25 protein-coding genes are annotated in these 24629 nt (G+C 42.8%); 13 read left to right on the top strand and 12 right to left on the bottom strand.

Features of this window, described 5'->3' with window-relative positions; all coding sequences use genetic code 11:
• Nucleotides 1–78: 78 nt before the first annotated feature.
• Both DW103_RS08200 and DW103_RS08195 read right to left on the bottom strand, forming a co-directional pair.
• Complete coding sequence (locus DW103_RS08200; protein WP_122275178.1) at nt 79–1020, bottom strand: hypothetical protein; 942 nt, start codon at nt 1018–1020, stop codon at nt 79–81.
• Between the two features lie 19 nt (nt 1021–1039).
• Nucleotides 1040–1861 carry a DUF4121 family protein gene (locus DW103_RS08195; protein WP_122275177.1) on the bottom strand — a complete coding sequence of 274 codons (822 nt, stop codon included), beginning with the start codon at nt 1859–1861 and terminating at the stop codon, nt 1040–1042.
• A gap of 491 nt (nt 1862–2352) precedes the next feature.
• On the opposite strand from DW103_RS08195, the gene DW103_RS08185 reads away from it, so the two are divergent.
• Nucleotides 2353–3510, top strand: a complete 1158-nt coding sequence (locus DW103_RS08185; protein ID WP_122275176.1) for an acyltransferase — start codon at nt 2353–2355, stop codon at nt 3508–3510.
• Between the two features lie 11 nt (nt 3511–3521).
• On the opposite strand, the gene DW103_RS08180 is transcribed toward DW103_RS08185, so the two are convergent.
• Entirely contained in the window at nt 3522–4019 is a 498-nt protein-coding gene (locus DW103_RS08180) for a PH domain-containing protein (RefSeq protein WP_158576677.1), read from the bottom strand.
• 223 nt (nt 4020–4242) lie between these two features.
• Here DW103_RS08180 and DW103_RS08175 point away from each other — a divergent pair, with 223 nt between their 5' ends.
• From DW103_RS08175 to DW103_RS08145, 7 genes are all read left to right on the top strand, one after another.
• A complete protein-coding gene (locus DW103_RS08175) occupies nt 4243–4794 on the top strand; it encodes an FHA domain-containing protein (RefSeq protein WP_122275174.1) in 552 nt (183 codons plus the stop codon).
• Between the two features lie 413 nt (nt 4795–5207).
• On the top strand, nt 5208–6413 hold the full coding sequence (locus DW103_RS08170; protein ID WP_122275173.1) for an MFS transporter: 1206 nt from the start codon (nt 5208–5210) through the stop codon (nt 6411–6413).
• 68 nt (nt 6414–6481) lie between these two features.
• A complete protein-coding gene (locus DW103_RS08165; RefSeq protein ID WP_122275172.1) occupies nt 6482–7915 on the top strand; it encodes a TolC family protein in 1434 nt (477 codons plus the stop codon).
• A gap of 12 nt (nt 7916–7927) precedes the next feature.
• Nucleotides 7928–8239 (top strand): hypothetical protein, encoded by a 312-nt coding sequence (locus DW103_RS08160; protein WP_122275171.1) that lies wholly within the window; start codon nt 7928–7930, stop codon nt 8237–8239.
• Between the two features lie 16 nt (nt 8240–8255).
• Nucleotides 8256–9248, top strand: coding sequence for an HlyD family secretion protein (locus DW103_RS08155; RefSeq protein WP_122275170.1), 993 nt, complete (start codon nt 8256–8258; stop codon nt 9246–9248).
• 3 nt (nt 9249–9251) lie between these two features.
• On the top strand, nt 9252–10427 hold the full coding sequence (locus DW103_RS08150) for an ABC transporter permease (protein ID WP_122275169.1): 1176 nt from the start codon (nt 9252–9254) through the stop codon (nt 10425–10427).
• Nucleotides 10411–11598: an ABC transporter permease gene (locus tag DW103_RS08145; RefSeq protein ID WP_122275168.1), complete on the top strand. Its 1188-nt coding sequence runs from the start codon at nt 10411–10413 to the stop codon at nt 11596–11598. Before DW103_RS08150 ends, DW103_RS08145 begins: the two co-directional genes overlap by 17 nt.
• Before the next feature lies 1 nt (nt 11599).
• Here the strand turns inward: DW103_RS08145 and DW103_RS08140 are convergent, their stop codons facing one another.
• Nucleotides 11600–12325 carry an MBL fold metallo-hydrolase gene (locus DW103_RS08140; RefSeq protein ID WP_122275167.1) on the bottom strand — a complete coding sequence of 242 codons (726 nt, stop codon included), beginning with the start codon at nt 12323–12325 and terminating at the stop codon, nt 11600–11602.
• A gap of 107 nt (nt 12326–12432) precedes the next feature.
• Between DW103_RS08140 and DW103_RS08135 the strand changes: the two genes are divergently transcribed.
• The 3 genes from DW103_RS08135 to DW103_RS08125 all read left to right on the top strand — a co-directional run bounded on the left by DW103_RS08135 (nt 12433) and on the right by DW103_RS08125 (nt 15195).
• Nucleotides 12433–14157, top strand: coding sequence for a trypsin-like peptidase domain-containing protein (locus tag DW103_RS08135; RefSeq protein WP_122275166.1), 1725 nt, complete (start codon nt 12433–12435; stop codon nt 14155–14157).
• Between the two features lie 15 nt (nt 14158–14172).
• A complete protein-coding gene (locus tag DW103_RS08130) occupies nt 14173–14607 on the top strand; it encodes a hypothetical protein (protein WP_122275165.1) in 435 nt (144 codons plus the stop codon).
• A gap of 72 nt (nt 14608–14679) precedes the next feature.
• Complete coding sequence (locus tag DW103_RS08125) at nt 14680–15195, top strand: DsbA family protein (RefSeq protein ID WP_122275164.1); 516 nt, start codon at nt 14680–14682, stop codon at nt 15193–15195.
• Between the two features lie 126 nt (nt 15196–15321).
• Here the strand turns inward: DW103_RS08125 and DW103_RS08120 are convergent, their stop codons facing one another.
• From DW103_RS08120 to DW103_RS08085, 8 genes are all read right to left on the bottom strand, one after another.
• On the bottom strand, nt 15322–16356 hold the full coding sequence (locus tag DW103_RS08120; RefSeq protein ID WP_122275163.1) for a TQO small subunit DoxD: 1035 nt from the start codon (nt 16354–16356) through the stop codon (nt 15322–15324).
• A gap of 80 nt (nt 16357–16436) precedes the next feature.
• Nucleotides 16437–16778, bottom strand: coding sequence for a hypothetical protein (locus DW103_RS08115; protein ID WP_147381195.1), 342 nt, complete (start codon nt 16776–16778; stop codon nt 16437–16439).
• A 204-nt stretch (nt 16779–16982) separates the two neighbouring features.
• Nucleotides 16983–17984: a GGGtGRT protein gene (locus tag DW103_RS08110; RefSeq protein WP_122275161.1), complete on the bottom strand. Its 1002-nt coding sequence runs from the start codon at nt 17982–17984 to the stop codon at nt 16983–16985.
• An 8-nt stretch (nt 17985–17992) separates the two neighbouring features.
• Nucleotides 17993–18184, bottom strand: coding sequence for a hypothetical protein (locus DW103_RS08105; RefSeq protein ID WP_122275160.1), 192 nt, complete (start codon nt 18182–18184; stop codon nt 17993–17995).
• The gene (locus tag DW103_RS08100; RefSeq protein WP_122275159.1) at nt 18177–18869 is read right to left on the bottom strand and encodes an iron-sulfur cluster assembly scaffold protein; all 693 of its coding nucleotides are present in this window, start codon (nt 18867–18869) and stop codon (nt 18177–18179) included. The genes DW103_RS08105 and DW103_RS08100 overlap by 8 nt, the downstream gene beginning before the upstream one ends.
• A gap of 123 nt (nt 18870–18992) precedes the next feature.
• Nucleotides 18993–20105, bottom strand: a complete 1113-nt coding sequence (locus tag DW103_RS08095; RefSeq protein ID WP_122275158.1) for a TlpA disulfide reductase family protein — start codon at nt 20103–20105, stop codon at nt 18993–18995.
• 367 nt (nt 20106–20472) lie between these two features.
• A complete protein-coding gene (locus DW103_RS08090) occupies nt 20473–20889 on the bottom strand; it encodes a VCBS repeat-containing protein (RefSeq protein ID WP_122275157.1) in 417 nt (138 codons plus the stop codon).
• Nucleotides 20886–21725: a hypothetical protein gene (locus tag DW103_RS08085; protein ID WP_122275156.1), complete on the bottom strand. Its 840-nt coding sequence runs from the start codon at nt 21723–21725 to the stop codon at nt 20886–20888. Before DW103_RS08085 ends, DW103_RS08090 begins: the two co-directional genes overlap by 4 nt.
• Before the next feature lie 193 nt (nt 21726–21918).
• On the opposite strand from DW103_RS08085, the gene DW103_RS08080 reads away from it, so the two are divergent.
• Entirely contained in the window at nt 21919–23772 is a 1854-nt protein-coding gene (locus DW103_RS08080; RefSeq protein WP_370453471.1) for a PQQ-binding-like beta-propeller repeat protein, read from the top strand.
• 6 nt (nt 23773–23778) lie between these two features.
• The gene (locus DW103_RS08075) at nt 23779–24627 is read left to right on the top strand and encodes an ATPase (protein ID WP_122275213.1); all 849 of its coding nucleotides are present in this window, start codon (nt 23779–23781) and stop codon (nt 24625–24627) included.
• Nucleotides 24628–24629 lie beyond the last annotated feature (2 nt).

The raw sequence follows: 24629 nt of genomic DNA, 5'->3' as shown, positions 1-24629 counted from the left end.
TTTGGATTGTTTACGTTTGAAAATGAAGACACCCCGCAAGGATGCCTTACGGGGTGTCTGGATTGGTCTCTCATGCCGTTATTGTTCTCTTAGTGTGATTTCATCCAGCCGGAGCCGCTTGAAACAGCTTTCGGCGGCTGCACTGTCCTTGAACCTGACGTCTATGCGCCCGTTCTTGTAGAATCTGATTTGCTCGGCATTGGTCGTGGTAAGGTCGTACCAGTCGTTAATGGATACATTATTATCATCGAAACAGATAATCATCTTTGAGTTGCCGTTCAATATGTCATCCGCACCGAATGCAATTCCAGCACAAAGGGTTTCCAACTCATTGGTATAGCTATATGACACTCGACAACGATTACTGTATTGCATGGAAAAATCATCAAAACGGATGATTTCAGGGAAGATAATCTTGTCCTTCTTTAGTTCAGTCTTTACCTTAGTCCAGTATGCCGGTTTGACGACTTTCTGAACACGGCTGATTAGTTCCTCTTCCGCCGTTTCGCGGAAGCTCTTGCCTCCCAAGTGTTCTATGACGGCATCCACGTATGTTTCATAGACCGGGCGGAATCCCATGCGGAGCGTTTTCCCGTCTATGTTCGGCACCGGCACTTGAACATTGTAGGTGTTGTTGAAATAGGAGATGATGCGACCCGCGAAGTTGGAGTTGGCATTACGGTTCTTGTCCACCAAGTCATTGATAAGGTCGAACGGCTTGAACTCGTTGTGCGAATAGTCATCCCTGCCGTTATGGTAGGAATAGAAATCGCGCATGGATACCTTGCCGTTGTCTTCGTAATGGAACTTGCGTTCCGCCTGGTATTGTTCAGCATCTTCCTTGAAGACGGCGTACCAGCGGTCTATCTGGTCGAGCGTCCTGTAGAGCAGGTCCTGCTGTGTCTGGCAATAGAGGCGGTCTTGCTCCGTGATTTTGTCCTCGTTTCTCACTTGTACGCTCAGGATACCGGAAAGCAGGTCGGGAGCGTTGCCGACCTTAGTTGCTGTTGTCGTTTGCATATTTATTGGATTTTAGATGTTAGAAATTCTTGATACGATACAGGTAGGTGATGTGCTGTTCCATGTCCTTGACAATCTTGACTTGTTCGGGATGGAAATTCAGTCTTCGCTCTACGGCAGGGGATTCTATCTTTTCCCACTCGGGAAGCGGCAGGAATATATATTCGCGACGGAAACACCACAATACTATTTGTGTAGGCCAATTTCCCTTGAAGATCGTTCCTTCATAGTCTTCCACGAACTGTTGCAGTTCCGCCTCGTTACGGAAAGCAATGTCAAAACCTTGGTAAAGATTGCCGGCTTCCGATTCCTCCTTTTTATTGAAATAAAATTTTCGGTAGGTTTCGGTCGTGAAATTTCCGTACTTGGGATTGGGTTCTGAATAGAACCACATCGGTACTTTTGCGTAAAATGCCACCGCTCCGTTTGCACAAGCTCTACAATGTCTCCAGTCCTTGAATGAACCATCCGTCCATTTCAGGAATTTCAATTCTTTCGGATTCACGGCATGAAACGCACCTCCACTGACGCTCAACCGGATATTTCCGTTATCATTCCAGACGAAAGGTATGCTTGGCTGTTCGCATATAGAAAGATGCCCTTTATTTGTGTGGTGCAGGTTCTCTATAAGGGCGTTGCCGTAATAGTCCCCGTCTTCGGTCACATAAATCAGTCTGTCTCCGATTTGCGGTGTGATTTCGGAACGTGTCTGTTCGATGAGTTCCACATAACTGTTAGCCATATCGACATCTTTCTGTGTCAGCCCGTGTTCATGGTCGTATGAAACATTCAGTTCTCTGAGTGTTTCCACACTGTACTTGTTTTTAGCCATCTGTAACATAACATTTGATTTTTGTTAGTCCGGCTTTTCGGGGCCGGAGTTCCCGTAACTACAGGCTTAAAAGGTCGTGTTCCGTACATGCAAGGTTTCCGGGAAAAATACCGCAAGCCCTTCAGGGCGCGGAAGATTTTTCCACGGAACCCGAAGGGCTTGACCTTGCTTGTACGAAAAGAACACGAATTACCTTTGCCTGTGAGTTACGGGGACTCGGCTACGGGATGGCAGCTCTTTCCGATAGGACTATTTCATAAGATTTTGACCGGATTATTACCGGCCTTTACAGAAAAAATGCTATCTTTGCATTGATAAAAGAGTTATTTGAAAGCATGAGGAACATGGTGGTTCTGAACAATCCGGCATTTTCTTATCCGTTGCCCGTTCTCATGCGAGTTTACTACAAATCGTTGATAGTCAAATAAAATACTTCACACTATCACAAATATACTAAAAGGATTTGTACTTTTGCAGTTAAACTAATAGTTGTTATTTTTATGAGAGATGTAAATTTGTCTGTTACGAAAGAACATGTTGTATGGTTGGATGTGGTGCGATTTGTTGCTATGTTTACCGTTGTTTGTTGCCATAGTGCCGATCCGTTTAATTTTTATCCGGGCGAACCGCCTGCCAATATTGAGGAGATAAAATTCTGGGGAGCTGCCTGGGGTTCTTTTTTGCGTCCTTGCGTTCCGCTTTTCGTAATGATAACCGGGGCTTTGCTGTTGCCGGTAAAAGGGGATACTTCCATGTTTTATAAAAAGCGTATTTCCCGTGTGCTTTGGCCGTTTCTGATATGGTCTGTCATCTATAACTTATTTCCTTGGGTTACCGGTTTATTAGGGCTTTCCCCGGATGTTATTTTAGACTTTTTTCCTTATGCGGGTGAAGAAGTTACCCGCCAATCTCTCAGTGTATCATTGGGATATATCGCGCAGATACCTTTTAATTTCTCTTTACTGGATGTGCATATGTGGTATATCTATTTGCTTATCGGCTTGTATTTGTATATGCCGATTTTCTCGGCGTGGGTAGAAAAAGCGTCGGAGAAAGCGAAGCTCTGGTTCTTGGTTGCTTGGGGAGTGACGACGCTTTTACCTTATTATTATCAGTATGTCAATCCTTATATATGGGGAGGTTGTTCCTGGAACTCTTTCAACATGTTGTATATGTTTGCCGGTTTCAACGGATATTTATTGTTGGGGCATTACTTGCGGAACCATGACTGGCCGTTAAGCAGGATATTGATGTTCGGTATACCGATGTTCTTAGTCGGATATGCGGTTACTTTCTTCGGTTTTCGCCATATCACCTCTCTTCCGGAATATAGCGATGAGATGTTGGAATTATTCTTTACCTATTGTTCCCTGAATGTGGTCATGATGACAATTCCTTGTTTCCTGCTGGCAAAGAAGGTGAAGGTTCGTTCGGATGTTGTGAAACGTGCTTTAGCCAATTTGACTTTATGCGGTTTCGGCGTTTACATGATACATTATTTCTTTACCGGTCCGTCTGTCGTTTTGATGCGTACAATCGGTATTCCGATGGGTTTGCAAATTCCGGCCGCGGCGGTAGTCGCTTTCGGAGTTTCCTGGCTGATTGTATCATCCATTTACAAATGGATGGGAAAGAAGGCAAAATATTTGGTGGGATAAAATTAAAGTTGTTATTTTCGTATCTCTTGTTTAATGTCATTAATAATAGATATACTATTGTCGCAACTTAATACATAATACTTATTCTCTTTTGTTTGTATAAGAAATGCCTGCTGTGCATCTCCAACATAGCAGGAGTATTTACCAAATGTGTTGTTCTTGAATGTCCCGACATAACCGCAAAATCCACCACTTCCAACAATCCTGGTATCTCCTTGGTTGAAATTGTATTTTTCTATATTTTGAATGTCCTTATAAGGTATTTCTATTTTGCCTATTATCTTTTTTAAGGTTAGGCTTGTTTCGGAAAGATGAAGTGAGGTTGGCGCCTGTGTCATGAAGTATGCCAATACTCCAAGGATTAAGATAAGGCATGTTGGGAGTAACAAATTTGTTTTGAAAGAACCGGATTTGATAATATAATAAAAGATACAAAGCACTAAAATGACACAAATGCCTGTAATTGATTTAACGGAGTTGCTCCACGTGATGTTTACTACTTTTTCCATATTATTTTTTTGATAAAAATAATACATTATTTAATATCTTGGTATGTTTTCCTATTGAATAAATAAAAAAATAAGGATTGTCGAATTAATAAAGTTGTGTTCGCAAAGATTATGTAAGAGTTTTCTGGAATTTGTTTAGGTAGAAATGGCCGATTTTTTATAGTTTGCCGAAAAAACGTACCTTTGCCGTAAATAAAATGTCGATAATCCGAAAGAAATAGATATGAAAAGAGTTTTCTGTCCGAAATGTGATAATCAGTTGGCTTTTGATGAGACGAAATATTCCGAAGGCAAGATTTTGGCTTTCGTTTGTCCTCAATGCGGTTCCCAATTTAAGATTAAGTTAGGCCGGAAGGTGGTTCGAACGGAAAGCGGACAGGAAAAGGAGGTGAAAGAACCGGATTTTTCCTGCGGCTATATAACAGTGATTGAAAATACGTTTGGCTTTAAACAGGAATTGCCTTTAGTCATGGGCGACAATGTAATCGGGCGTCGTAATAAAGATACGGATGGCGTGGATGTCCCGATTATTACCAGCGACCCGAGTATGGGGCGCAAGCACTGTGTTATCCATGTAAAAGAAAACAAACAGGGTAAATTGATTTATACGCTGCGCGATTTCCCCAGCCTGACCGGAACTTTCCTCAAGAGTGTTATTTTAGGCAAGAAGGAACAGGTGCAAATCGGCGAAGGTGCCATTGTTACCATCGGTGCTACAACTTTTATACTTCATGTGCCGGGAGGAGAGGAGGAAGAAACGGATTTTGTTGAATAAACCTTAGATACTGTCCCGGAGCGAAACTGAGCTCTTACATCAGGGCGATAAGGGAGATAGGGGGAATTTGGCGTAGGTTTCGGGAGAGATGGATACAAGATTCCTTTCCTACTCCGGTCCAGTATGCTATGGTTTAAATTTATCATTCCATGTTTCTTTGTTTAGACGTTCGCAATTAAAACAAGCTAAAAGGCATTTGGCTCACGGCCTTTTACGTAAAGAATTAAAAATAACTGAAATAAAAGTTGATATTAACTATGGTTAAAATGCGGATAAATGCTTGGATTGCAACCTCTGTCGTTTGCAAACTGATAAAATTTATTTGTTAAAACGAACATTTTGATTATTTTCTTAACAGTGTGTGTATTTATGCGTACATTTGCAGCCCGAAGAGGCAAGAAGATATATAAAAAATGGAACAAAACAAAGCACAATCTACAAGCGGAATAACATTTAGCATACTTGTCGCATTAAGTATTTCACATTGTTTGAATGATTCGTTGCAGTCCGTTATCTCGGCTGTTTATCCTCTTTTTAAAGAGGATTTGGGACTTAGTTTTGCTCAAATCGGGCTAATAACGTTGGTCTACCAGCTTGCGGCATCTGTGTTCCAGCCGTTGACGGGATTGTTTTTCGACAAATGGCCTTCCGCATGGTCGTTGCCCACGGGCATGAGTTTCACATTGGTGGGATTGTTAAGCTTGGCATTTGCCAATTCGTTGCCGTGGGTTTTATGCTCCGTGGCGTTGGTCGGAGTCGGGTCGTCGGTTTTTCATCCGGAGGCTTCGCGACTGACTTCATTGGCTTCGGGAGGGAAGCGGGGACTGGCGCAGTCGCTTTTCCAGGTTGGCGGTAATCTGGGCGGTTCGCTGGGGCCGTTGCTGGCGGCGGTTTTTGTGGCTCCTTACGGACGAAGGCATATTGCTTTGTTCGCTATATTGGCTTTTATTGCGATTATGGTGATGATACCGGTCGGACATTGGTATAAAGGGTTGTTGCTGCGGCTGAAAAGAGAGGATAGGGGAGTTGGAGCAAATCGCGTGGAGATGCCGCTTCCTTTGGGGCAAACTATTTTCTCTATCTCTATTCTGTTGATTTTGATTTTTTCCAAATATATCTATATGGCGAGTTTGAACAGCTATTATACTTTCTACCTGATTGAAAAGTTCGGCGTCAGCGTGCAGGCTTCGCAACTGTTTCTGTTTACCTTCCTGATAGCAACGGCAATCGGCACACTGATGGGCGGACCTATCGGCGACCGGGTAGGGCGGAAGTATGTGATTTGGGCATCAATCTTGGGAGCGGCTCCTTTTACGCTGATGATGCCGCATGTGGATAATTTGTATCTGACGGCGATACTTAGTTTTTGTGTCGGTCTGACGCTTTCGTCCGCTTTTCCGGCTATTCTGGTTTACGCGCAGGAATTGTTGCCTTACAAATTGGGATTGGTTTCGGGACTTTTCTTCGGGTTCGCATTCGGGGTTGCGGGCATCGCTTCCGCTGTTTTAGGAAATATGGCGGACCGTTACGGCATTGAGAGTGTTTATAATGTCTGCGGTTATATGCCTTTGATTGGTTTGGTTACCTGGTTTTTACCTAATCTGAAGAAAAAGAAATAGAAAACAATCCTGTCCGGCCTCTTGTTATAAGTCATAAATTTTGCACAAAACTAAATTTAGACACATTTATGATTTATAACTTAACGCATTTCGGCATTGCCTTGCTGTCTCTTCTTCCCATCTTCGTTTCAGCGCAGACGGATACGGTCGAGCTTTCGCTGGAGCAATCTCTTTCGCTGCTTCACCGGGAAAATAAAAGCCTGAAGATTGCGGGAAAGGAGGTGGAAATGGCAAAGAACGAGCATCAGAAGCTAAACGCCTTTTGGTATCCGAATGTCAGTGCCGCCGGCACTTTCGTGCACATGTCGAACCCGGTGGAGGTCCGGCAATCTTTAAGCCAATTTACCGGACCTGCCAAGGATTTTGTTCACACCATCATTCCCGACGACCGGTTTATTTCGTCCATCCTCGATAAGATAGGACAGAATACATTAACGCTTCCCCTTATTTCGCAAAATATCACTTCCATAGATGCAAATCTTACCTGGCCTGTTTTTGCCGGAGGTAAGCGTATTTATGCCGGTAAAATAGGCCGGACAATGGTGGCCATAGCCGAGGCGAATCAAGGCCAGGTCAATGCGAGCCAGCAAGCTCTCTTGATAGAAAGCTACTTCGGCCTTCGTCTGGGACAACGTGTCGTGGAGGTGAAAGAGGAAACGTATCGTTCGCTGAAAACGCATTACGACCAGGCTTTAAAATTGGAACAGGAGGGAATGATAAACCGTGCCGAGCGTCTTTTTGCCCAAGTCAGCATGGAGGAAGCCAAACGCGAATTGGAGTCGGCCCGCAAAGATTTGGAAGTGGCCGCCCAGGCACTTAAAAGCCTCATTAATGTGGATGACAATACGGACATCCGCACCACGACTTCTCTCTTTATAAACGAGAGTTTCCCCTCGGCAACTTATTTCAAGGAGATGATTCCTTTCAGTAATTATACGGTCAATCAATTGAGATTGCAGGAAAACATAGCTGAGGATAATTTGAAAATCGGCCGTGCCGGTTATCTGCCGAATATCGCCCTTATAGGCAAGCAGACGCTTTATTCGGACGGAGTCGACAAATATCTGATGCCCCGCACGATGATTGGCGTCGGTTTCACCTGGAATATATTCGACGGGTTGGAGCGGGAAAAAACTATCCGCCAAGCTCGCCTCACCCGTCAGTCGCTGGCTATCGGGAAGGATAAAGCCGTTACCGATTTGCAGGTAGGTGTCGATAAGTTCCATACGCAGATGCAAAATGCCCTCGACAATGTGAAGGCTCTGAATACGACGCTTGAAATGAGCAACGAACTGGTTCGTATCCGGATGAAATCATTTCAGGAGGGCATGGCAACCTCTTCGGATGTGGTGGATGCCGAGGTGATGCTTTCGAAGGTAAAGACGGCTTTTCTGCTGGCTTATTATCAATATGATGTCGCTCTCGCCAACCTGTTGTCTGTTTGCGGCATTCCGGAGGCTTTCGAGCAGTATCGGAGGGACGGGAAGACGGAGATTTTGTAGTTGTATTCGTGTGTGAAATATCACTTTCGTTCCGGAAACGGCTCTTCCTTAGGTAAAAACGCCTTCGGAGTACTTCGAAATGGCTTCTCTTCCGGTAAAAATGTTCCCGAAGCACTCCGAAATGCTTTCTCCCTAAGGAGAAACCTTCCCGAAGCACTCAACGGCTGCTTCTCCTTAGGTAAAAACGACCCCGAAGCACTCAATAATGACTTTTCCGTGGGGAGAAGCCTCTTTGGAGCACTCAGCGACCATTTCTCCTTAGGGAGAAGCCTCTCCGGAGCTCTCGGAAACTATAAAATCATAAAAAAAGAACTTTTGGATTGAAATAATAATAATCAATATGGAAACAAAAAAATACCTGACAATCTCTTTTGTCGCAGTCCTGCTAATCGTCATCGTAGTCTCGGTAGCCGGGATACTCTTGCTGAAAAAGAAACCGGTTATCCTGCAAGGGCAGATTGAAGCGACGGAAATACGGATTTCCGGGAAACTGCCCGGACGCATCGACACGTTTCTGGTGAAGGAAGGACAAAACGTGAAAGCCGGAGATACGCTTGTTGTCATCAACAGCCCCGAAGCGCTTGCCAAATACCAACAAGTAAATGCGCTCGAAAATATTGCCCGTTTCCAACATCAAAAAATAGATGAAGGGACGAGGAAGCAGATAATTGCCACGATGCAACAGCTCTGGAACAAATCCAAATCCGACCTGGAACTGGCGCGGACCACTTATCGCCGTATCGAGACTTTATATAAGGACAGCGTTGTCACCTCCCAGCGTCGCGACGAGGTGAAAGCCTTGTATGATGCTGCCGTTGCCGGTGAGCGGGCTGCCTACAACCAGTATCAGATGGCACTCGACGGAGCGCAAATCCAGGATAAGGAAAGTGCCCGTTCGCTGGTAAATGCCGCTCAGGGAACGGTCGAAGAGGTTGCCGCTCTCTTGCAGGATGCCCGGCTTACGGCTCCGGAAGCGGGACAGATTTCCACCATTTTTCTCAAGCGGGGCGAATTGGTGGGAGCGGGAATGCCGATAATGAATTTGATTGTCCTGGATGATGTACATGTCGTGCTGAATGTCCGTGAAGACCGTTTGCCGTTTTTCCCGATGGGAGGCACGTTTGTGGCGGATGTTCCCGCTATCGATAAAAAAGGCATCGAATTCAAAATTAATTACGTCAGTCCGTTGGGCAGCTTCGCTACCTGGAAATCGACGAAGCAGGTGGGCAGCTACGATTTGCGTACTTTCGAGATACATGCGTTGCCCGTTTCCCGTGTGGAAGGCCTGCGACCCGGAATGTCCGTATTGGTGGAATTAGATAAGATAAAATAAAAAATGAAGAAACAGAGTCCTTTTGTGGCCGTTCTCCGACGGGAATTGAAGCGGATGGTTTCGAGGCGCCTGTATTTTGGCGTTTGCATCGTCTTGCCTCTTTTCTGCATTTTCTTTATGTCCACGATATTCGGGAACGGGCAGATGGAAAATATTCCGGTAGGCATCGTCGACCAAGACCAGACGGTCATGTCGCGTGAAATCAGCCGGCAAGTGGAGGCTGTTCCGACCTTTCGCGTCATCCGGCATTTTATTGATGCGGAGGCTGCCCGGAAGGCTACGCAGGCGAAGGAAATATACGGCTATTTAGTCATACCCGGCAATTTCGAGGCGGATGTCACGGGAGGGCGGGAAGCTACTCTTTCTTACTATTATCATTACGCGCTTTTGAGTGTGGGCGGTGAGGTTAGAGGGGCTTTCGAGACGCTTCTGCGTACCTTGTCGCTGGGGCCTGTCGTCATGCAGGCAACAGCTTTGGGGGTGGACGAACAACAGATTACCACCTTTCTGTTGCCGGTAAAAGCCAGTAACCATCCTCTGTTTAATCCGGATTTGGATTATTCGGTTTATCTGAGTAATCCCTTCTTCTTTATATTTTTCCAAGTGATTGTTTTACTGACAACCGTCTATGCCATCGGCAGCGAAATCAAGTTTCATACCGGTGATGAATGGCTTGCTACGGCTCGGATGAATATCGGAACGGCTGTTGTGGCAAAACTCTTGCCCTATACTGTGATATTTGGCATCATGAGCGTTTTCGGGAATTATGTGATGTTCGGGATGATGAATATACCCTTTTCTTGTGGTTTCTGGCCGTTGAACCTGACGGCAATCTTGTTTGTGATAGCTTCGCAGGCATTGGCGGTATTTCTGTTCTCCTTATTTCCTGCGCTCAGCTTGATTATCAGTGTTGTTTCGATGGTCGGTTCGTTGGGGGCTACTCTTTCGGGAGTGACGTTCCCGGCTCCTTCCATGTATGCACCGGTTTATTATACCTCGTTTCTGTTTCCGATACGGCATTTTATCGAAATCAATCAGAATTTGCTCTATGGCGATTACGGTTTTGCTTATACTTGGCAGAATTATAGTGCCCTGTTCTGCTTCTTATTAGTCGCGTTATTGATTTTGCCACATCTGAAACGGGCAATATTAAGTCATAAGTATGAAAACATCGAATGAAATAAAAGCAGGCCTTATCGATATTGCGACTATTATTCGCAATGAGTTCCGGACTATTTCCGGCAGTTATGCCATCCTGTTGGTCTTGACGGGAGGCATCTTCATGTATGGCCTGCTCTATAATTATATGTATGCTCCGGATGTGGTGAGGAAAGTTCCGGTTGCAGTTGTGGATAACTCGAAAAGTGAGCTGAGCCGTTCATATATCCGTTTGCTGGACGCTACTCCACAAGTGAATATCCTGACAACCGGCGTGGATTATGCGGAGGCGCAAGAGTTGATGAAAAAAAATGAAGTAGCCGGTATTTTGTATCTTCCTGAGAACTTCGAGGAGCGTGTATCACGTGGTGAGGAGTCTGTTTTTATCATGTATGAGACAACCAGCGCATTTCTTTATTATCTGGCGATACAGGAGGCTTCGTCCGGCGCAATGCTGGCTTTGAACGAGAATACCCGTCCGGATATGCTGGTATTCCTTCCCCGTGAAGATGCGACCAAGATAACTTCGGCACAACCTTTCAATGTGGTAGGGACCGCTTTGTATAATTATACGAAAGGATATGGGACTTATTTAATTCCGGCAGTCCTGATTGTGATTATGTTCCAGACGCTGTTGATGGTCATCGGAATGATTAGCGGGAAAGAGCGGCAAACCCGTTCGCTGAGCCATTTTATTCACCCTACTTTCGGACAAATGATGCGGATTGTGACAGGGAAGACGTTTGTCTATGGCATACTTTATGCTATCTTCGCACTCTTTCTTTTGGGATTGATACCTCTGATTTTCGGATTGCCGGATGTGGGGAATCCGCTTTATGTCATCATGCTTCTGATACCGTTTCTATTGTCAACAAGTTTTTTCGGGTTGACGGCATCGATTGTTTTTACTGATTCGGATGCACCTTTGTTGATGATAGCGTTCTTTTCCGTAGGTCTGATTTTTCTTTCCGGCGTTTCTTATCCATTGGAGTTAATGCCTTGGTACTGGAAAGCTTCTCATTATATTATTCCGGCGGCTCCGGCTACCTTGGCATACGTGAAACTTAATTCCATGCATGCCTCGATGGCCGAAATCCATACGGAATATGTTACGCTGTGGATACAATGTGCTATCTATTTCCTGACAGCATGCTGGGCGTACCGGTATAACGTGAAGAAGGCGAAGGCCTGATTTATTGCAGCTGGCGGATACGTACGTCAATGCCGGAACCTTTTAATTTATCCTTCAGTTCTTCGATTTTTGTTTCCCCGTAATGGTAGGGGTAAAGTATTTTAGGCGAAAACATTCTTGCGGCATGTTCAGCCTGGGGAACTGTCATGGTATAGGGCTGGTTGACCGGTAAAAAGGCGATGTCGATATCTTTCAGATTACTTAATTCCGGTATGTCCTCCGTATCTCCGGCAATATAAATACGGGTTCCGCCCAATGTCAGGATATATCCGTTGTCGCGATGGCGGGGATGGAATTTCTCTCTGCCGGGCGTGGTGTTATAGGCGGGTACAGCTTCAATCGTCAGGTAATCGGTCGGATGGATTTTGTCTCCGTTTTTCATAATCGTTCCTTTTCCCAATATCTTTTCGCTGTTGCCGTTTGCGATGAGGATTGTTCCCGGTTTTTCAGATGCGGTAATCGCTTTTTTATCCAGATGGTCTCCATGCTCGTGGGTAATCAGGATGATGTCGGCTTTGGGGAATGCGGAATAATCGGCATACTCCGAAACCGGGTCTACTTGAATGATATGCCCGTCGTACTTTAGCATCAGGCTGGCATGTTTGATAAATGTAATTTCCAGTTCACTACCATCTTTGGTCTTGAACTTATCAGAAGCAAAATTGCTTGCGGATGTAAATATTCCGGTAAATAGGCTACACATAATAATTAAAATTTGAAGTTTCATAAATAACACGCTTTAGTAGTAAAACAATTTAGACAAAGATAAAGAAATACTATAACATTCCGGATAAATAATTACTTTTGTGGCTGTATCTGATAACATGAAATGAAATGAAACGAATACTGCTATTTATTTTTATTTGCTGCCAGTGCTTATCGGCAGTAGCTCAACAGAAAGCGCCTAAATGGATGGAGAAAGCAAGAAAAGCTGTAATCACAATTACTACTTATGGCAAAGATGGAAATGAACTCACTTCCGGTACGGGTTTTTTTATTTCTGAAACAGGTGAGGCTGTTTCGGCTTATGCTCTTTTTAAAGGTGCGGCAAAAGCAGTGGTAACGGACTTGGAAGGGAAAACTTTCCCGGTTCAGAGTATCCTGGGTGCGGATGAATTGTATGATGTGATAAAATTTCAGGTACAGATACCGAAGAAGACTGCTTATTTGTCTATAGTACCTGCACCGGTAGCTAATGGTTCGACTGCCTATCTGCTACCTTTTTCTACGGATAAGAATGTGAAATTTGCTTCCGGTACCGTAACGGAAGTCAGCAAGCTGAAAGACCCTTATAAATACTACAAATTGTCTATTCCTTTGGAAGCCTCGCAATTAAATTCTCCGTTGTTAACCCCGGAAGGGGAGGTATTCGGTTTGCTTCAGGAGGATGCCGGTGGTAAAAAGGATATTAGTTATGCTCTTTCGGTGGGTTATGCCAATAGCTTGTCTATTTCGCCTACGGATTTCCTGAATACGACTTATACGAGTCTTGGGATTAAAAAAGGATGGCCTAAAGATATTGACCAGGCTACAGTCGTTCTTTATTTGATGGGTAATGCGCAAGATGTGAAAACCCGCCTGGAGACGATTAATGATTTTCTTGAGACTTTTCCGAACAGTAGCGAAGGGTATTTGAACCGTGCCAATTTGTATGCTTATAATCGTGCCGAATTGGCAACATCGCCGTCTGAGCAGGATAAATATCTGGATATGGCGTTTGAAGATGTTAAAACTGCATCAAAATTCAGTGATAAGAAAGGTGATTTATGGTTCAATCAGGCGAAATTGATATTTAGCACGGCAGTTGTCGATACAACATTAAATAATCCGGCATGGACTGTCGATGCAGCTATGGATGCTGTTAAGAAAGCGATTAAAGAAGAAGATTTACCGGCTTATCGTCAGTTGGAAGGCGATATATATTTCAATAAAAAGGAATATCAGTCAGCTTATGACGACTATATGATTGTCAATAATAGTGATATGGCGTCTCCCACATCCTATTATTTCGCAGCTAAAACGCTGGAAAATACCCAGGGATTTAATATAGGGGATGTGATAGGCCTGCTGGATAAAGCGATTGAAAAGAGCGGTTCGACCAATCCGGAAGCCGGGATTTATATATTGGAGCGTATTGACTGGAAACTGCGTTTGTCGCAATTTGCGGAAGCTGTAGCCGATTATGATTTGTATTATACAATGATGGGAGGACAGGTAAATGCCAATTTTTATTACCTCCGCGAACAAGCAAAATTCCGTATCAATGATTTGGAAGGTGCTTTAAAAGATATTCAACAGGCGATAAGTGCCAGTCCTCAGGTTGCCGACTATTATGCGGAAGAGGCATCCGTTTATGTACGTATGCAAAAACATGAAGATGCGCTGAACAGTATCAATAGTGCTATCGCGATAGATCCTGATTTTGCTGCTTGTTATCGCTTGCGTGGTGTTTGTTATGTTCGTATGGGCAAGAAGGATGAAGCTTGTGAAGCATTGAATAAGGCTAAAGAGTTAGGTGACCCGGTTGCCGAAAAGTTAATCAAGGAACATTGCAAATAATCAAACGAAAAGAATATGAGGTTTGTAAAAATAATATCTTTCCTGTTGATTGCTTTTTTACTGACGGGAACGTCTTGCCGGAATAAACAAAAAGCTAAAGACACTGTTCGGATAAAGACAACCTTATTCGATAAAGAACTTCCGGAGATAAAGAAAATGATTAATGGAAAGTGGGAACTGGTTAGTGGAAAAAATTCCCGTGAAGTTTGTGAGTACGAGAATACGTTTATAGAGTTCAATGATGATAAATATATCTGGACAGAAGATGGCAAGCAGGAACCGGGAGAATTGAACTGGCGAAAGGCAGATACCGGTATAGGATATGATGCTTATCTGATGGATGTTTTTTATGAAACAAATCCAGCTTATCCGCTTCTCATAAATGGGGATACGTTGATTTTGCAGGATTGTTCGCAAACAGGATATAAATATACATTGATTAGGAAATAAGGTTTCCTCGAAAATAGGGGATTTCCGTAAACAGTTTAGCCGCAGATTGTGTTCTAACAGAAAAACACAATTATGAATTTACATGTAACAAATCAGGACCATGTCCAAGGGCCGGCAGATGCACCTGTCGAATTAATTGAGTATGCAGATTATCAATGTCCTTATTGTAAGAAAGCATTTTATATAGTGAAGGATATCCAACAGAAAATGGGTGATAAACTGAAATTTGTTTTTCGGAATTTCCCGTTGACTGATGTACATCAATATGCTGTACATGCCGCTTTAGCAGCAGAAGCTGCTTCCGGGCAAGATAAATTCTGGGAAATGCATGATATTTTGCTCGAAAATCAACGTGAACTGGATGATGCGCATTTAATTGAATATGCCCGAGAGATAGGACTTGATGTCCATCTGTTTGAAAAAGATTTTGGAAAAGACGAATATTTCCAAAAAGTGAAAAGTGATTATGAATCCGGTGAAAAGAATGGAGTAGAAGGAACTCCGACTTTTTTTGTCAACGGACAGAGATTTGAAGGAAATTGGATGTCTAATGAGCTTATCGAATATTTGGAATCTCTTCTTAAATAATAAATTGTATCCGCGCTTGACGCAGGATTACATATAGGAATCGGCAGATATCGATAGATAAAGTCTTTCCTTACTATAATCTCGCGTCAAGTGTTGGATAAGATACATTTTATGCACCTTTTTTTATTATTTGTTGATTTCTTTTTCCCACGTGATACCGCTGATATCTGTTAAGATGAGCTTATATCTTCCTTTTGGCAGATTTTGTATGGAAGGATTTTCCATATTCAGTTGTGCTTTACTACCTAAGGGGATAACCAGACTATGTTTTCCGGGAGTAACTTTGGCAATATATTCATTTTGTATATTGCTTTTGGGGAACCGGGCAAGTTCTTCTCCATTTTTATTGAAAAGAACGTTTCCGTTTGCATCTTTTACAGTGATGCCAATCAGGAAAGAACCGTATACATCTGCTCCTTCTACACGGTAAACTGTAAAAGACAAACCTTTGTCATTGATTTTTGCTTCCGATATTTCAATTTTGGGCTTTACTGATTTGTTATGTAATTTTCCCCAAACACCATTGTGGAATACTTGATTTGTTCCGAGTGACAGTAATAAAATAGCGATTGCTCCGATGCCTGTTATTTTGCTGAATGTATAAATGTTGACCGGGAGTGCTCCGGATGTGAGCCATACGAGCCATTTTTGTTTTTTTAGTACCGGTATCTTAGGCAATAATAAATAATCCAGCGAATATATTCCTCCACCAGACATGAATAAAGTAAAACCGGCGGCTACTCCTAAAATTCCGATTTGCCATTCATCTACACAGGTGGTCCCTAACCATCCGGAACCCAATAAAATACCTGTAGCCAAGCTTAAGACACCGATACTCATTAGCCTTGTAAAGAATCCGAGCATAAACAATAATCCGACAATCCCTTCTATAATCGTAAAAATCACCATTGCCCACCATAAAGTATCCGGATTAGTTACCAGATATTCAATCATAGATTTGATACCGAGAGCATTCGGAAGAAAATGATTGAATTTCTCCCCGATATATCCCGGTACATCGGGTATTAATTTATTTTCCAGTATGATACGTCTCCAAAAAGCAGAGAAATAAGTCCATCCTACGACTAAACGCAATGAAAGAGTGAATAGTCCGGCTAAGACATAAACATTGTTTATGTCCCGTTTTTCTTGATTTGTCATATTTGTATGTTGTTTTAGATAGTTAAACTAATTAATAAACGAATTTGCATATTTATCCTTGCCAGAATAGAAATCCGGAGCTAAATAATTAGTTTACGATGACGGATGAAAAGCGGAAGCGATATCGCAATCTTTTCGTACCATTGTGTTTGAAATAGTATATTTATAGAAGTAGGAGTATTTGTGAAAGGAGTAGTTGTAATGTATTCGGGGACCTCGTACATCTGTTTATTTTCCTGCTTGGAGGCCGTTTCATATAAGCAGGTAGGAAATTGAATATTGCTTTTTCCCAAAGTAACATTTCTCACAGGAATATCCAACAATTGCTTAATCTCTCTCTTAATCGGGCAGGAGAGGAGCAAAAGTATCATTATCGGGAAAATGATAATATTAAATAGATGTCTGTCTTTGTGTAAAGTCATGACCGGATTTCTTGCTATATCGTTTGTTTCTCAAGGTCTTTTTCCCTTTGAGTTTTTATTATGAAACAACTGTCGGTGGTATTTTGTTCTTTTTTCAGGCAAGAAAAATTGATTTTGTAGGTGTTTATGTGATATTTGTATAAAACAACAAAAGCTCCTGCAACCATTAAAGTTACAGGAGCTTGTATGTTAGTAACTGTTTAATTACTTTTTCATTGCTTCCTCAATAGCAACTGCTACAGCAACCGTAGCACCTACCATCGGGTTGTTACCCATTCCAAGGAATCCCATCATTTCTACGTGAGCAGGAACTGATGAAGAACCAGCGAACTGAGCGTCACCGTGCATACGGCCCATAGTATCGGTCATACCGTAAGAAGCAGGACCTGCAGCCATATTATCCGGATGCAAAGTACGGCCTGTACCACCACCTGATGCTACAGAGAAGTACGGATGACCATTTTCCATACATTCTTTCTTATAAGTACCTGCAACAGGATGCTGGAAACGAGTCGGGTTAGTTGAGTTACCTGTGATAGATACATCAACACCTTCTTTACGCATGATGGCAACACCTTCGCGAACGTCGTCAGCACCGTAGCATTTAACTTTAGCACGCAAACCTGTTGAATATGCTTTTTCTTCGATTACGTTCACATCGCCGGTCATATAGTCAAACTGAGTCTGAACATAAGTAAAACCATTGATACGAGAAATAATTTTAGCAGCATCTTTACCCAATCCATTCAGGATAACACGTAACGGTTCTTTACGAACTTTGTTGGCCATTTCAGCAATCTTGATTGCGCCTTCGGCGGCAGCGAATGATTCGTGACCGGCAAGGAAAGCGAAACATTTAGTTTCTTCACGCAACAGACGGGCTGCCAAGTTTCCGTGGCCGATACCAACCTTACGGTCGTCGGCAACAGAGCCAGCAATACAAAATGCTTGCAGGCCGATACCGATAGCTTCGGCAGCGTCGGCTGCATTTACACATCCCTTCTTGATTGCGATAGCTGCACCGACTACATAAGCCCAGCAAGCATTCTCAAAACAGATAGGTTGTGTTTCCTTACACATTGTATAAGGGTCGATACCTTTAGCATCGCAAATTGCTTTTGCATCTTCGATACCGTTGATACCATATTCTTTTAAAACCGCGTTGATATGATCAATACGACGGTCATAACTTTCAAATAAAGCCATATTATTTTTTACTTTTTTAAATTCTTATTTACCAGGAATAAAGATATCAGAAAATTGAAAACAAGTACACCGCCACAGCAGGCTACATAAAAAGCCATCCAGGGACGTTCCGGTTTCATCGCAAAATATGCGATAACCGAAGCTGTTATTGTAATAGCAATAAGCCCCCACAGGACGCGTGTTACAGTTTTCTTATTCATTACGAGGATCGATATATTTTACAGCTTCTTTGAAACGACCGTAAGAGCCTTTTGCTTTTTCCAGTGCTTCGTTAGCATCCATACCCTTCTTTACCATATCCATGAATTTGCCCAGGTGGATAAATTCATAACCGATTACTTCATCGTCAGCATCCAAAGCCATACGAGTACAGTATCCTTCTGCCATTTCCAGGTAACGAACACCTTTTGCCAAAGTTCCGTACATTGTTCCTACCTGGCTGCGCAGACCTTTACCTAAGTCTTCCAGACCGGCGCCGATAGGCAGACCACCTTCCGAGAAAGCAGACTGTGTACGGCCGTAAACGATTTGCAAGAACAATTCACGCATTGCTGTGTTGATTGCGTCACAAACAAGGTCAGTGTTCAGAGCCTCCAACAGAGTTTTACCCGGCAAAATTTCCGATGCCATTGCAGCAGAATGAGTCATACCGGAACAACCGATTGTTTCAACAAGCGCTTCCTGAATAATTCCTTCCTTAACATTCAATGTCAGCTTACATCCACCCTGTTTCGGTGCACACCAGCCGATACCGTGAGTCAAACCGGAGATGTCAGTAATCTGAGTTGCCCGAACCCACTTTCCTTCTTCAGGAATCGGAGCACTTTGGTGGTTAGCTCCCTTTTTTACAACACACATGTGTTGAACTTCATGTGAATAAATCATAATCGCTAATTTATTATATTAAAGTGATAATAAAACCTTTTGCTAATTTTAATGTAATATTGCTCTTTTAAAAACCGCACAAAGATAAAATTTTTAATTAAGCCGTGCAACAAGGTGAGTTCCTTATTTCAGTACCTCTTTTAACTTATTGTCCAACTCTTCTCCATGCAGGTTTTTTGCAATAATTGTGCCGTCTTTGTCAATCAGAACGGTGTGTGGAATGCTGTTTACACCATATAAGGCAGCTCCGGAGTTTTGCCACTTTTGCAGGTCTGAAAGCTGTGTCCATGTAATATTCAGGTCTTTTATACCTTTAGCCCAGGCATCAGCATTGCTGTCGAGCGAGATACCGACAATATCGAAGCCCTTATTTTTATATTCTTTGTGAGCAGCTACCAAATTCGGCATTTCTGCACGGCAGGGAGGACACCATGAGGCCCAGAAGTCTATCAGGACAACTTTGCCATTGCCTACATATTCCGAGAGTTTGTGCATATCACCTTTGATATCAGCCATTTCAAAGTCCGTGAATTTTTGTCCGACAGCTACTTTTTTCAATACATTCAGATGGTTAATCATCCTATCGATATTCGGTTGTGCTTTGAATGCGGAATCGGCTTTTTCCAGAATTTCGTTTTGTTGGTCTTCATTTATCTGGTACTGGTAGTCGACCAAGTATTTAGCCGGCATCTTCTGATCCATATGCGCCAATATATATTTGCAGACTTCTTGTGTAATTTTCTCGCTGAATTCATCATATTTCTTTTCAGCAGCTTCTACAATCTTTTTGTCTGTGGAATTAATTTCTGTGCCCAATTTTCTTATTTCGTCGAAAATAGGGGTCAGCTTGTCGTGAAGAGCTTTTTCTGCATCGTTAGCCGGAGTTCCTGTTACAACCGATATGGAATCGAGGGTGATTGTAATTTTACCGTTCTCCAATGTAAATGTTTTTTTGAAAGGGGTAGTAACTTCACCTCGTTTTACCGGAACAACATCTGTAGAAAAACAGATAGTTGTCAGTAATGAACCGTTTTGGCTTCCTTTAAAAGTGAAAGCTTGGTTTGTCACTAGTGCGCTGTCGAAAGGCATGACATTCGGTTTCCCGTATTCATACAAATAAACGTACTTGCCGTTTAAATCGGCATTTGAAACTGTACCGGTTATTTTGTAGCCCGGTTTTTCACTGCAGGCTGCCAGTAGCAGAAGTGATGCAGCAAGGGAAAGATACTTTTTCATATACTTTTGTATTAAAGCGATTACTGTTTTTAAGTAGTTACCGACGTTTGCTACAAAAGTAGTGAAAGTTCGCCTTACAATTAGTGTGTCTTGAATAAAAAAACAGGGTACACGATAAAAAATATATAGTACTTTTCTCCTATCTCAGCAAATTGACAGGATGTTCTCCATTTCGGTGTTTCACTGTCGTATTGATACGTTAAAAAGAGTTACATGTGCGGGTAATTTATTTTACCCGCCATACTAATCCCATTTAGTCGCCATAGTAGTGACATTTTGATAATCGTGTGAATCGATTTCCGGGCCTTCTCGTCAATTTAGAAAAGTGTCTACGGCCTTTGGCTCGAAGGCAAGAAGGGTTGCTTCTTCACTTTTTCCGTTTTCCCGTCCCGTTTTGCAGCCAAATGTTTAGGTTGCCGCCCAATTGGTCATAACCTTTGCCGAGGATATCGAAATCTCCATCGCCATCGAGGTCGGCAATCTTGGATTCATGGTTGTCTACTCCTACCGAAATAATCATTTCACGAGGGAAATTTCCTTTTCCATCTCCAAAGAGGATTTTGTTTTGCGATGTCGGATTTCCTCCGTTCAAACGCATTTCAGCGTACCAGATGTCCGGATGTCCGTCGTTGTCGAAGTCGGCAACGACCGAACAGGTTTGTTGGTTCCCCCCGTTGGGCATATCGATGTCTCCGTTCAGTGAGGAAACGAGCTTCCATGTTGTTTGTGCTTGTAGCTGTATGAACAACAGAATGAATATGGCAGTGAACGTTGCTTTCTTCATAATACCGTAGCATGATATTTGATTAGTCCATCCATGGGAGTCTCTTTTATAATATCCAGATTTGCACCGAATTCATCCGCGATATTCTTCAATATGGAAGAATAGGCATTTGCCACGGAGCCGACAAAGCGTAATGGATATTTTTGATATTCATACTGGCTTACATTTCTGGAAAAGAAATTGCGAAGATTTTGAGTCAAAAGATTGTAAACATACTCATCCTCAGTATAATCTACTAAGAAATAGGAAATCATGGCTAAAAAGCGATTAGGGAAAGGGCGATTGTAGACTGATTCCATTATATCGGCCGGTGTGATTTGTAGTTTCTTATAGAAATCGGTTGTCAAGTGTTTGGGTGCAAGGTCTTTCAATATATCTGAAAGAAATAGTTTCCCTAAAGCAGAGCCGCTCCCTTCATCTCCAAGTATATATCCGGCAGCTCTTACGTTTTTTACGATATTATTTCCGTCATAAAAACAAGAATTTGAGCCGGTTCCAAGGATACAAGCGATGCCAGCTTCGTTGTTGAATAATCCGCGGGCAGCAGCCAGAAGATCACTTTCCACTTGCGTCGGAGTCTTAAATTGGGCAATTAAAGAAGCTTCCAGGATACTCTTTTTTTCATCAGAGCTGCATCCCGCTCCGTAAAAATAGACTTGGTCAAGCTTTTTCTTGAAATATATTTCTGGTAACCCTAACCTTATGCTTCTGCTTATTTCCCGTCTGTTCTGAAAAAACGGATTAATCTCGTCCGTAAAGACACGATCAATCAGATGTTCGCCTTCGACTAAGGCCCACTCTGTTCTTGTAGAACCACTTTCTGCTATAAGTTTCATGTTTGACTCGGATTTTTGTGCAAATATAAAAAGGTTTTTTAGAGATTTAGCGAATGCCTGCAATAATTGTATGGGTGGAAGTTTCGTGGAAATATGAATTAATAATCATAAAATACAAAATATTAAAATATCTGTTCTTGATTTTTAAATATCAACTATATTTGCTCGTGATAAGGGTCTATAATTAAATACAATCGTCATGAAAAAGTCGTTCTTCTTATTATTGTTTAGCTTTTTGCTATGGCAGCTTCAAGCGGCAGATTTCCGTTTTGCCTTGTTGACGGATATACACATAACTCCCAATACCACATCGGCGGAAGATTTGCAGAATTCGGTAAGTCAGATAAACGCGACTTCCGGGATAGATTTTGTTCTTGTTTCCGGTGACATTACGGAAGAAGGTGACCGTGAATCGTTGAAAAAAGCGAAATCCATTCTGGATGAGTTAAAAATGAAATACTATATAATTCCGGGAAATCATGATACGAAGTGGAGTGAGTCCGGTGCAACCTATTTTGCGACTCTTTTCGGAGATGAACGATTTAAATTTGAGTATGAGGGCTATTTATTTTTAGGATTTAATTCGGGACCTTTGTTGCGGATGGCCGACGGGCATGTCTCTCCACAAGATATTGTATGGTTGAAGGAGGTACTGAAAAAAGCAGGAAAAGAGAAGCCTGTCATTTTAGTTACTCATTATCCGCTCCAAGAAGGGGATGTGGATAATTGGTATGATGTAACGGACGCTGTCCGCCCTTATAATATACGTGTGGTTTTAGGAGGGCATTATCATAGCAACCGGTTTCTTTCATACGATGGCATTCCCGGTATATTGACTAGAAGTAATTTGCGGGGAAAAGAAGAGGTCGGCGGTTATTCCGTTTATCACGTTACTTCAGATTCCATTCTTGTATATGAGCATCGAATCGGGGGAGAAATGAAAGAATGGGCCTCCCTTTCTACCCGGAAAAAATACTATGAGGAGAATAAACGGATAAATGAACGCCCTGATTTTTCAGTAAACGGAGAATATAGCCGGGTAAAGGAACTTTGGAATAAACAAACGGGAGCCGGTATATATGCTTCGCCGGTGGTCTATAAAAACAATTTATATGTAGGAGATGATTTAGGCGTTCTTACCTGTTACAATGTGGAAAACGGAAAAAAGAAATGGTCGTATCAGACAGGAAACCGCATTATCGGTACACCTGCGGTAGAAAACAACATCTTGGTTCTAGGTTCCGCAGACAAGAAGATTTATGGGCTGGACGCCGGAAACGGCAAGAAAAAATGGGAATTAACGGTTGCCGAACCGGTATTAGGCGCTGTTACAATAGAAAAAGGTATCGCTTATATCGGAGCCAGCGACCATACTTTCCGGGCTATCGATATTAAAAATGGAAAAGTTGTTTGGGAATATACCGGAGTGAAAGGATATATTGAAACTCGTCCGTTGGTTACCTCCGACAAAGTGATTTTCGGGGCTTGGGATAATACCTTGTACGCTTTAAATAAGGCAGATGGAAAAAATCTGTGGAAATGGACGGGAGGACTTACGCGTATGCACTTTTCTCCTGCGGCAGTATGGCCGGTAGCGGTAGATGAAAAAGTCTTTATCGTGGATCCCCAGCGGGCTATGACGGCCATCGATATGCGAACCGGCGAAACAATTTGGCGCACTCATCAGGAAAAGGTCCGTGAGACAATCGGACTGTCGGAAGATAAGGAGCGAATATATGCTAAGACAATGAATGATACCGTTGCCTGTTTTTCTTCTCGTGGAACGGAACCTGTTGAGTTGTGGGCATCAAATGTCGGCTTCGGTTACGAGTTCGCACCGTCCATGATAACGGAGAAAGGAGGTGCAGTATTTGGTAGTACTAAAAACGGGCTTATCTTTGCGCTGGATTCAAAAACCGGCCATGTATTGTGGAAACATCGGATAGGAAGTTCTTTAATAAATACCGTGTATCCTTTATCACGTCATCGGATAGTGTTTACCTCGGCCGGAGGTGAAGTGGGTGTATTAGAATGGAATGAAAAATAGATGAATATGATATTAATCGCAGATAGCGGGTCTACAAAAACAGATTGGAGTTTGATTGAAAACGGGAAATTTGTCCGGTCTATAAAGACGAAAGGGTTGAATCCTTATTTCCAATCGGAAGAGGAGATGGGAAATGAGATTTCCAATGTTTTGTTGCCGCAAATAAACGGAGATTTATTGGACGCAGTTTATTTCTATGGAGCAGGATGCACAATCGACAAAGTCGAGACCGTTCGCAATGTCATCAGTCAATATGTCCATGTCTCTAAAGTGGAGGTGAATACGGATTTGCTGGCTGCCGCCCATAGTTTGTGCGGCCGAAAAGCCGGGATAGTATGTATCCTCGGAACCGGTTCCAATGCCTGTTTTTACGATGGCAAAAAGATTGTGGATAATGTCTCTCCTTTGGGATTTATTCTGGGAGACGAAGGGAGTGGGGCCGTACTGGGCAAACGCCTGGTCGGTGACTTGTTGAAAGGAATGATGGGAGAGGAGTTGAGAAATAAGTTTTTAAAGCAGTATAACCTGACGCCGGGCGGTATCATCGAACGGGTCTACCGCCGACCTTTCCCGAATCGTTTTTTGGCAAGCCTGACCCCTTTTCTGGAAGAGAACATAAACGAACCGAAAATCCATCAACTCGTGTTGAATAGCTTCGTCGATTTTGTTACGCGGAATGTGCTGGGGTATGACTATCGGAACTACGAAGTCAGCTTTGTCGGCTCTATCGCCTACTATTATAAGGATATTTTGGAAGAGGCGGCCCGGCTGACAGGTATCCGGATAGGCCGGATTATCCAAAGCCCGATGGAAGGGCTCATTGCCTACCATTCGTTGCAGGCGGAAGCAGTATAAAC

It is taken from the genome of Parabacteroides sp. AM08-6 (assembly GCF_003473295.1).
Taxonomy (GTDB): domain Bacteria; phylum Bacteroidota; class Bacteroidia; order Bacteroidales; family Tannerellaceae; genus Parabacteroides.
The sequence above is the reverse complement of the archived record's forward strand: the minus strand, read 5'-3'. Positions and strand labels throughout refer to the sequence as shown.

Excerpts from the sequence above, each read along its gene's own strand:
- DW103_RS08200 (WP_122275178.1), bottom strand. The coding sequence starts at position 1,020 with ATGCAAACGACAACAGCAACTAAGGTCGGCAACGCTCCCGACCTGCTT.
- DW103_RS08195 (WP_122275177.1), bottom strand. The coding sequence starts at position 1,861 with ATGTTACAGATGGCTAAAAACAAGTACAGTGTGGAAACACTCAGAGAA.
- DW103_RS08185 (WP_122275176.1), top strand. The coding sequence starts at position 2,353 with ATGAGAGATGTAAATTTGTCTGTTACGAAAGAACATGTTGTATGGTTG.
- DW103_RS08180 (WP_158576677.1), bottom strand. The coding sequence starts at position 4,019 with ATGGAAAAAGTAGTAAACATCACGTGGAGCAACTCCGTTAAATCAATT.
- DW103_RS08175 (WP_122275174.1), top strand. The coding sequence starts at position 4,243 with ATGAAAAGAGTTTTCTGTCCGAAATGTGATAATCAGTTGGCTTTTGAT.
- DW103_RS08170 (WP_122275173.1), top strand. The coding sequence starts at position 5,208 with ATGGAACAAAACAAAGCACAATCTACAAGCGGAATAACATTTAGCATA.
- DW103_RS08165 (WP_122275172.1), top strand. The coding sequence starts at position 6,482 with ATGATTTATAACTTAACGCATTTCGGCATTGCCTTGCTGTCTCTTCTT.
- DW103_RS08155 (WP_122275170.1), top strand. The coding sequence starts at position 8,256 with ATGGAAACAAAAAAATACCTGACAATCTCTTTTGTCGCAGTCCTGCTA.
- DW103_RS08150 (WP_122275169.1), top strand. The coding sequence starts at position 9,252 with ATGAAGAAACAGAGTCCTTTTGTGGCCGTTCTCCGACGGGAATTGAAG.
- DW103_RS08145 (WP_122275168.1), top strand. The coding sequence starts at position 10,411 with ATGAAAACATCGAATGAAATAAAAGCAGGCCTTATCGATATTGCGACT.
- DW103_RS08140 (WP_122275167.1), bottom strand. The coding sequence starts at position 12,325 with ATGAAACTTCAAATTTTAATTATTATGTGTAGCCTATTTACCGGAATA.
- DW103_RS08135 (WP_122275166.1), top strand. The coding sequence starts at position 12,433 with ATGAAACGAATACTGCTATTTATTTTTATTTGCTGCCAGTGCTTATCG.
- DW103_RS08130 (WP_122275165.1), top strand. The coding sequence starts at position 14,173 with ATGAGGTTTGTAAAAATAATATCTTTCCTGTTGATTGCTTTTTTACTG.
- DW103_RS08125 (WP_122275164.1), top strand. The coding sequence starts at position 14,680 with ATGAATTTACATGTAACAAATCAGGACCATGTCCAAGGGCCGGCAGAT.
- DW103_RS08120 (WP_122275163.1), bottom strand. The coding sequence starts at position 16,356 with ATGACAAATCAAGAAAAACGGGACATAAACAATGTTTATGTCTTAGCC.
- DW103_RS08115 (WP_147381195.1), bottom strand. The coding sequence starts at position 16,778 with ATGACTTTACACAAAGACAGACATCTATTTAATATTATCATTTTCCCG.
- DW103_RS08110 (WP_122275161.1), bottom strand. The coding sequence starts at position 17,984 with ATGGCTTTATTTGAAAGTTATGACCGTCGTATTGATCATATCAACGCG.
- DW103_RS08105 (WP_122275160.1), bottom strand. The coding sequence starts at position 18,184 with ATGAATAAGAAAACTGTAACACGCGTCCTGTGGGGGCTTATTGCTATT.
- DW103_RS08100 (WP_122275159.1), bottom strand. The coding sequence starts at position 18,869 with ATGATTTATTCACATGAAGTTCAACACATGTGTGTTGTAAAAAAGGGA.
- DW103_RS08095 (WP_122275158.1), bottom strand. The coding sequence starts at position 20,105 with ATGAAAAAGTATCTTTCCCTTGCTGCATCACTTCTGCTACTGGCAGCC.
- DW103_RS08090 (WP_122275157.1), bottom strand. The coding sequence starts at position 20,889 with ATGAAGAAAGCAACGTTCACTGCCATATTCATTCTGTTGTTCATACAG.
- DW103_RS08085 (WP_122275156.1), bottom strand. The coding sequence starts at position 21,725 with ATGAAACTTATAGCAGAAAGTGGTTCTACAAGAACAGAGTGGGCCTTA.
- DW103_RS08075 (WP_122275213.1), top strand. The coding sequence starts at position 23,779 with ATGATATTAATCGCAGATAGCGGGTCTACAAAAACAGATTGGAGTTTG.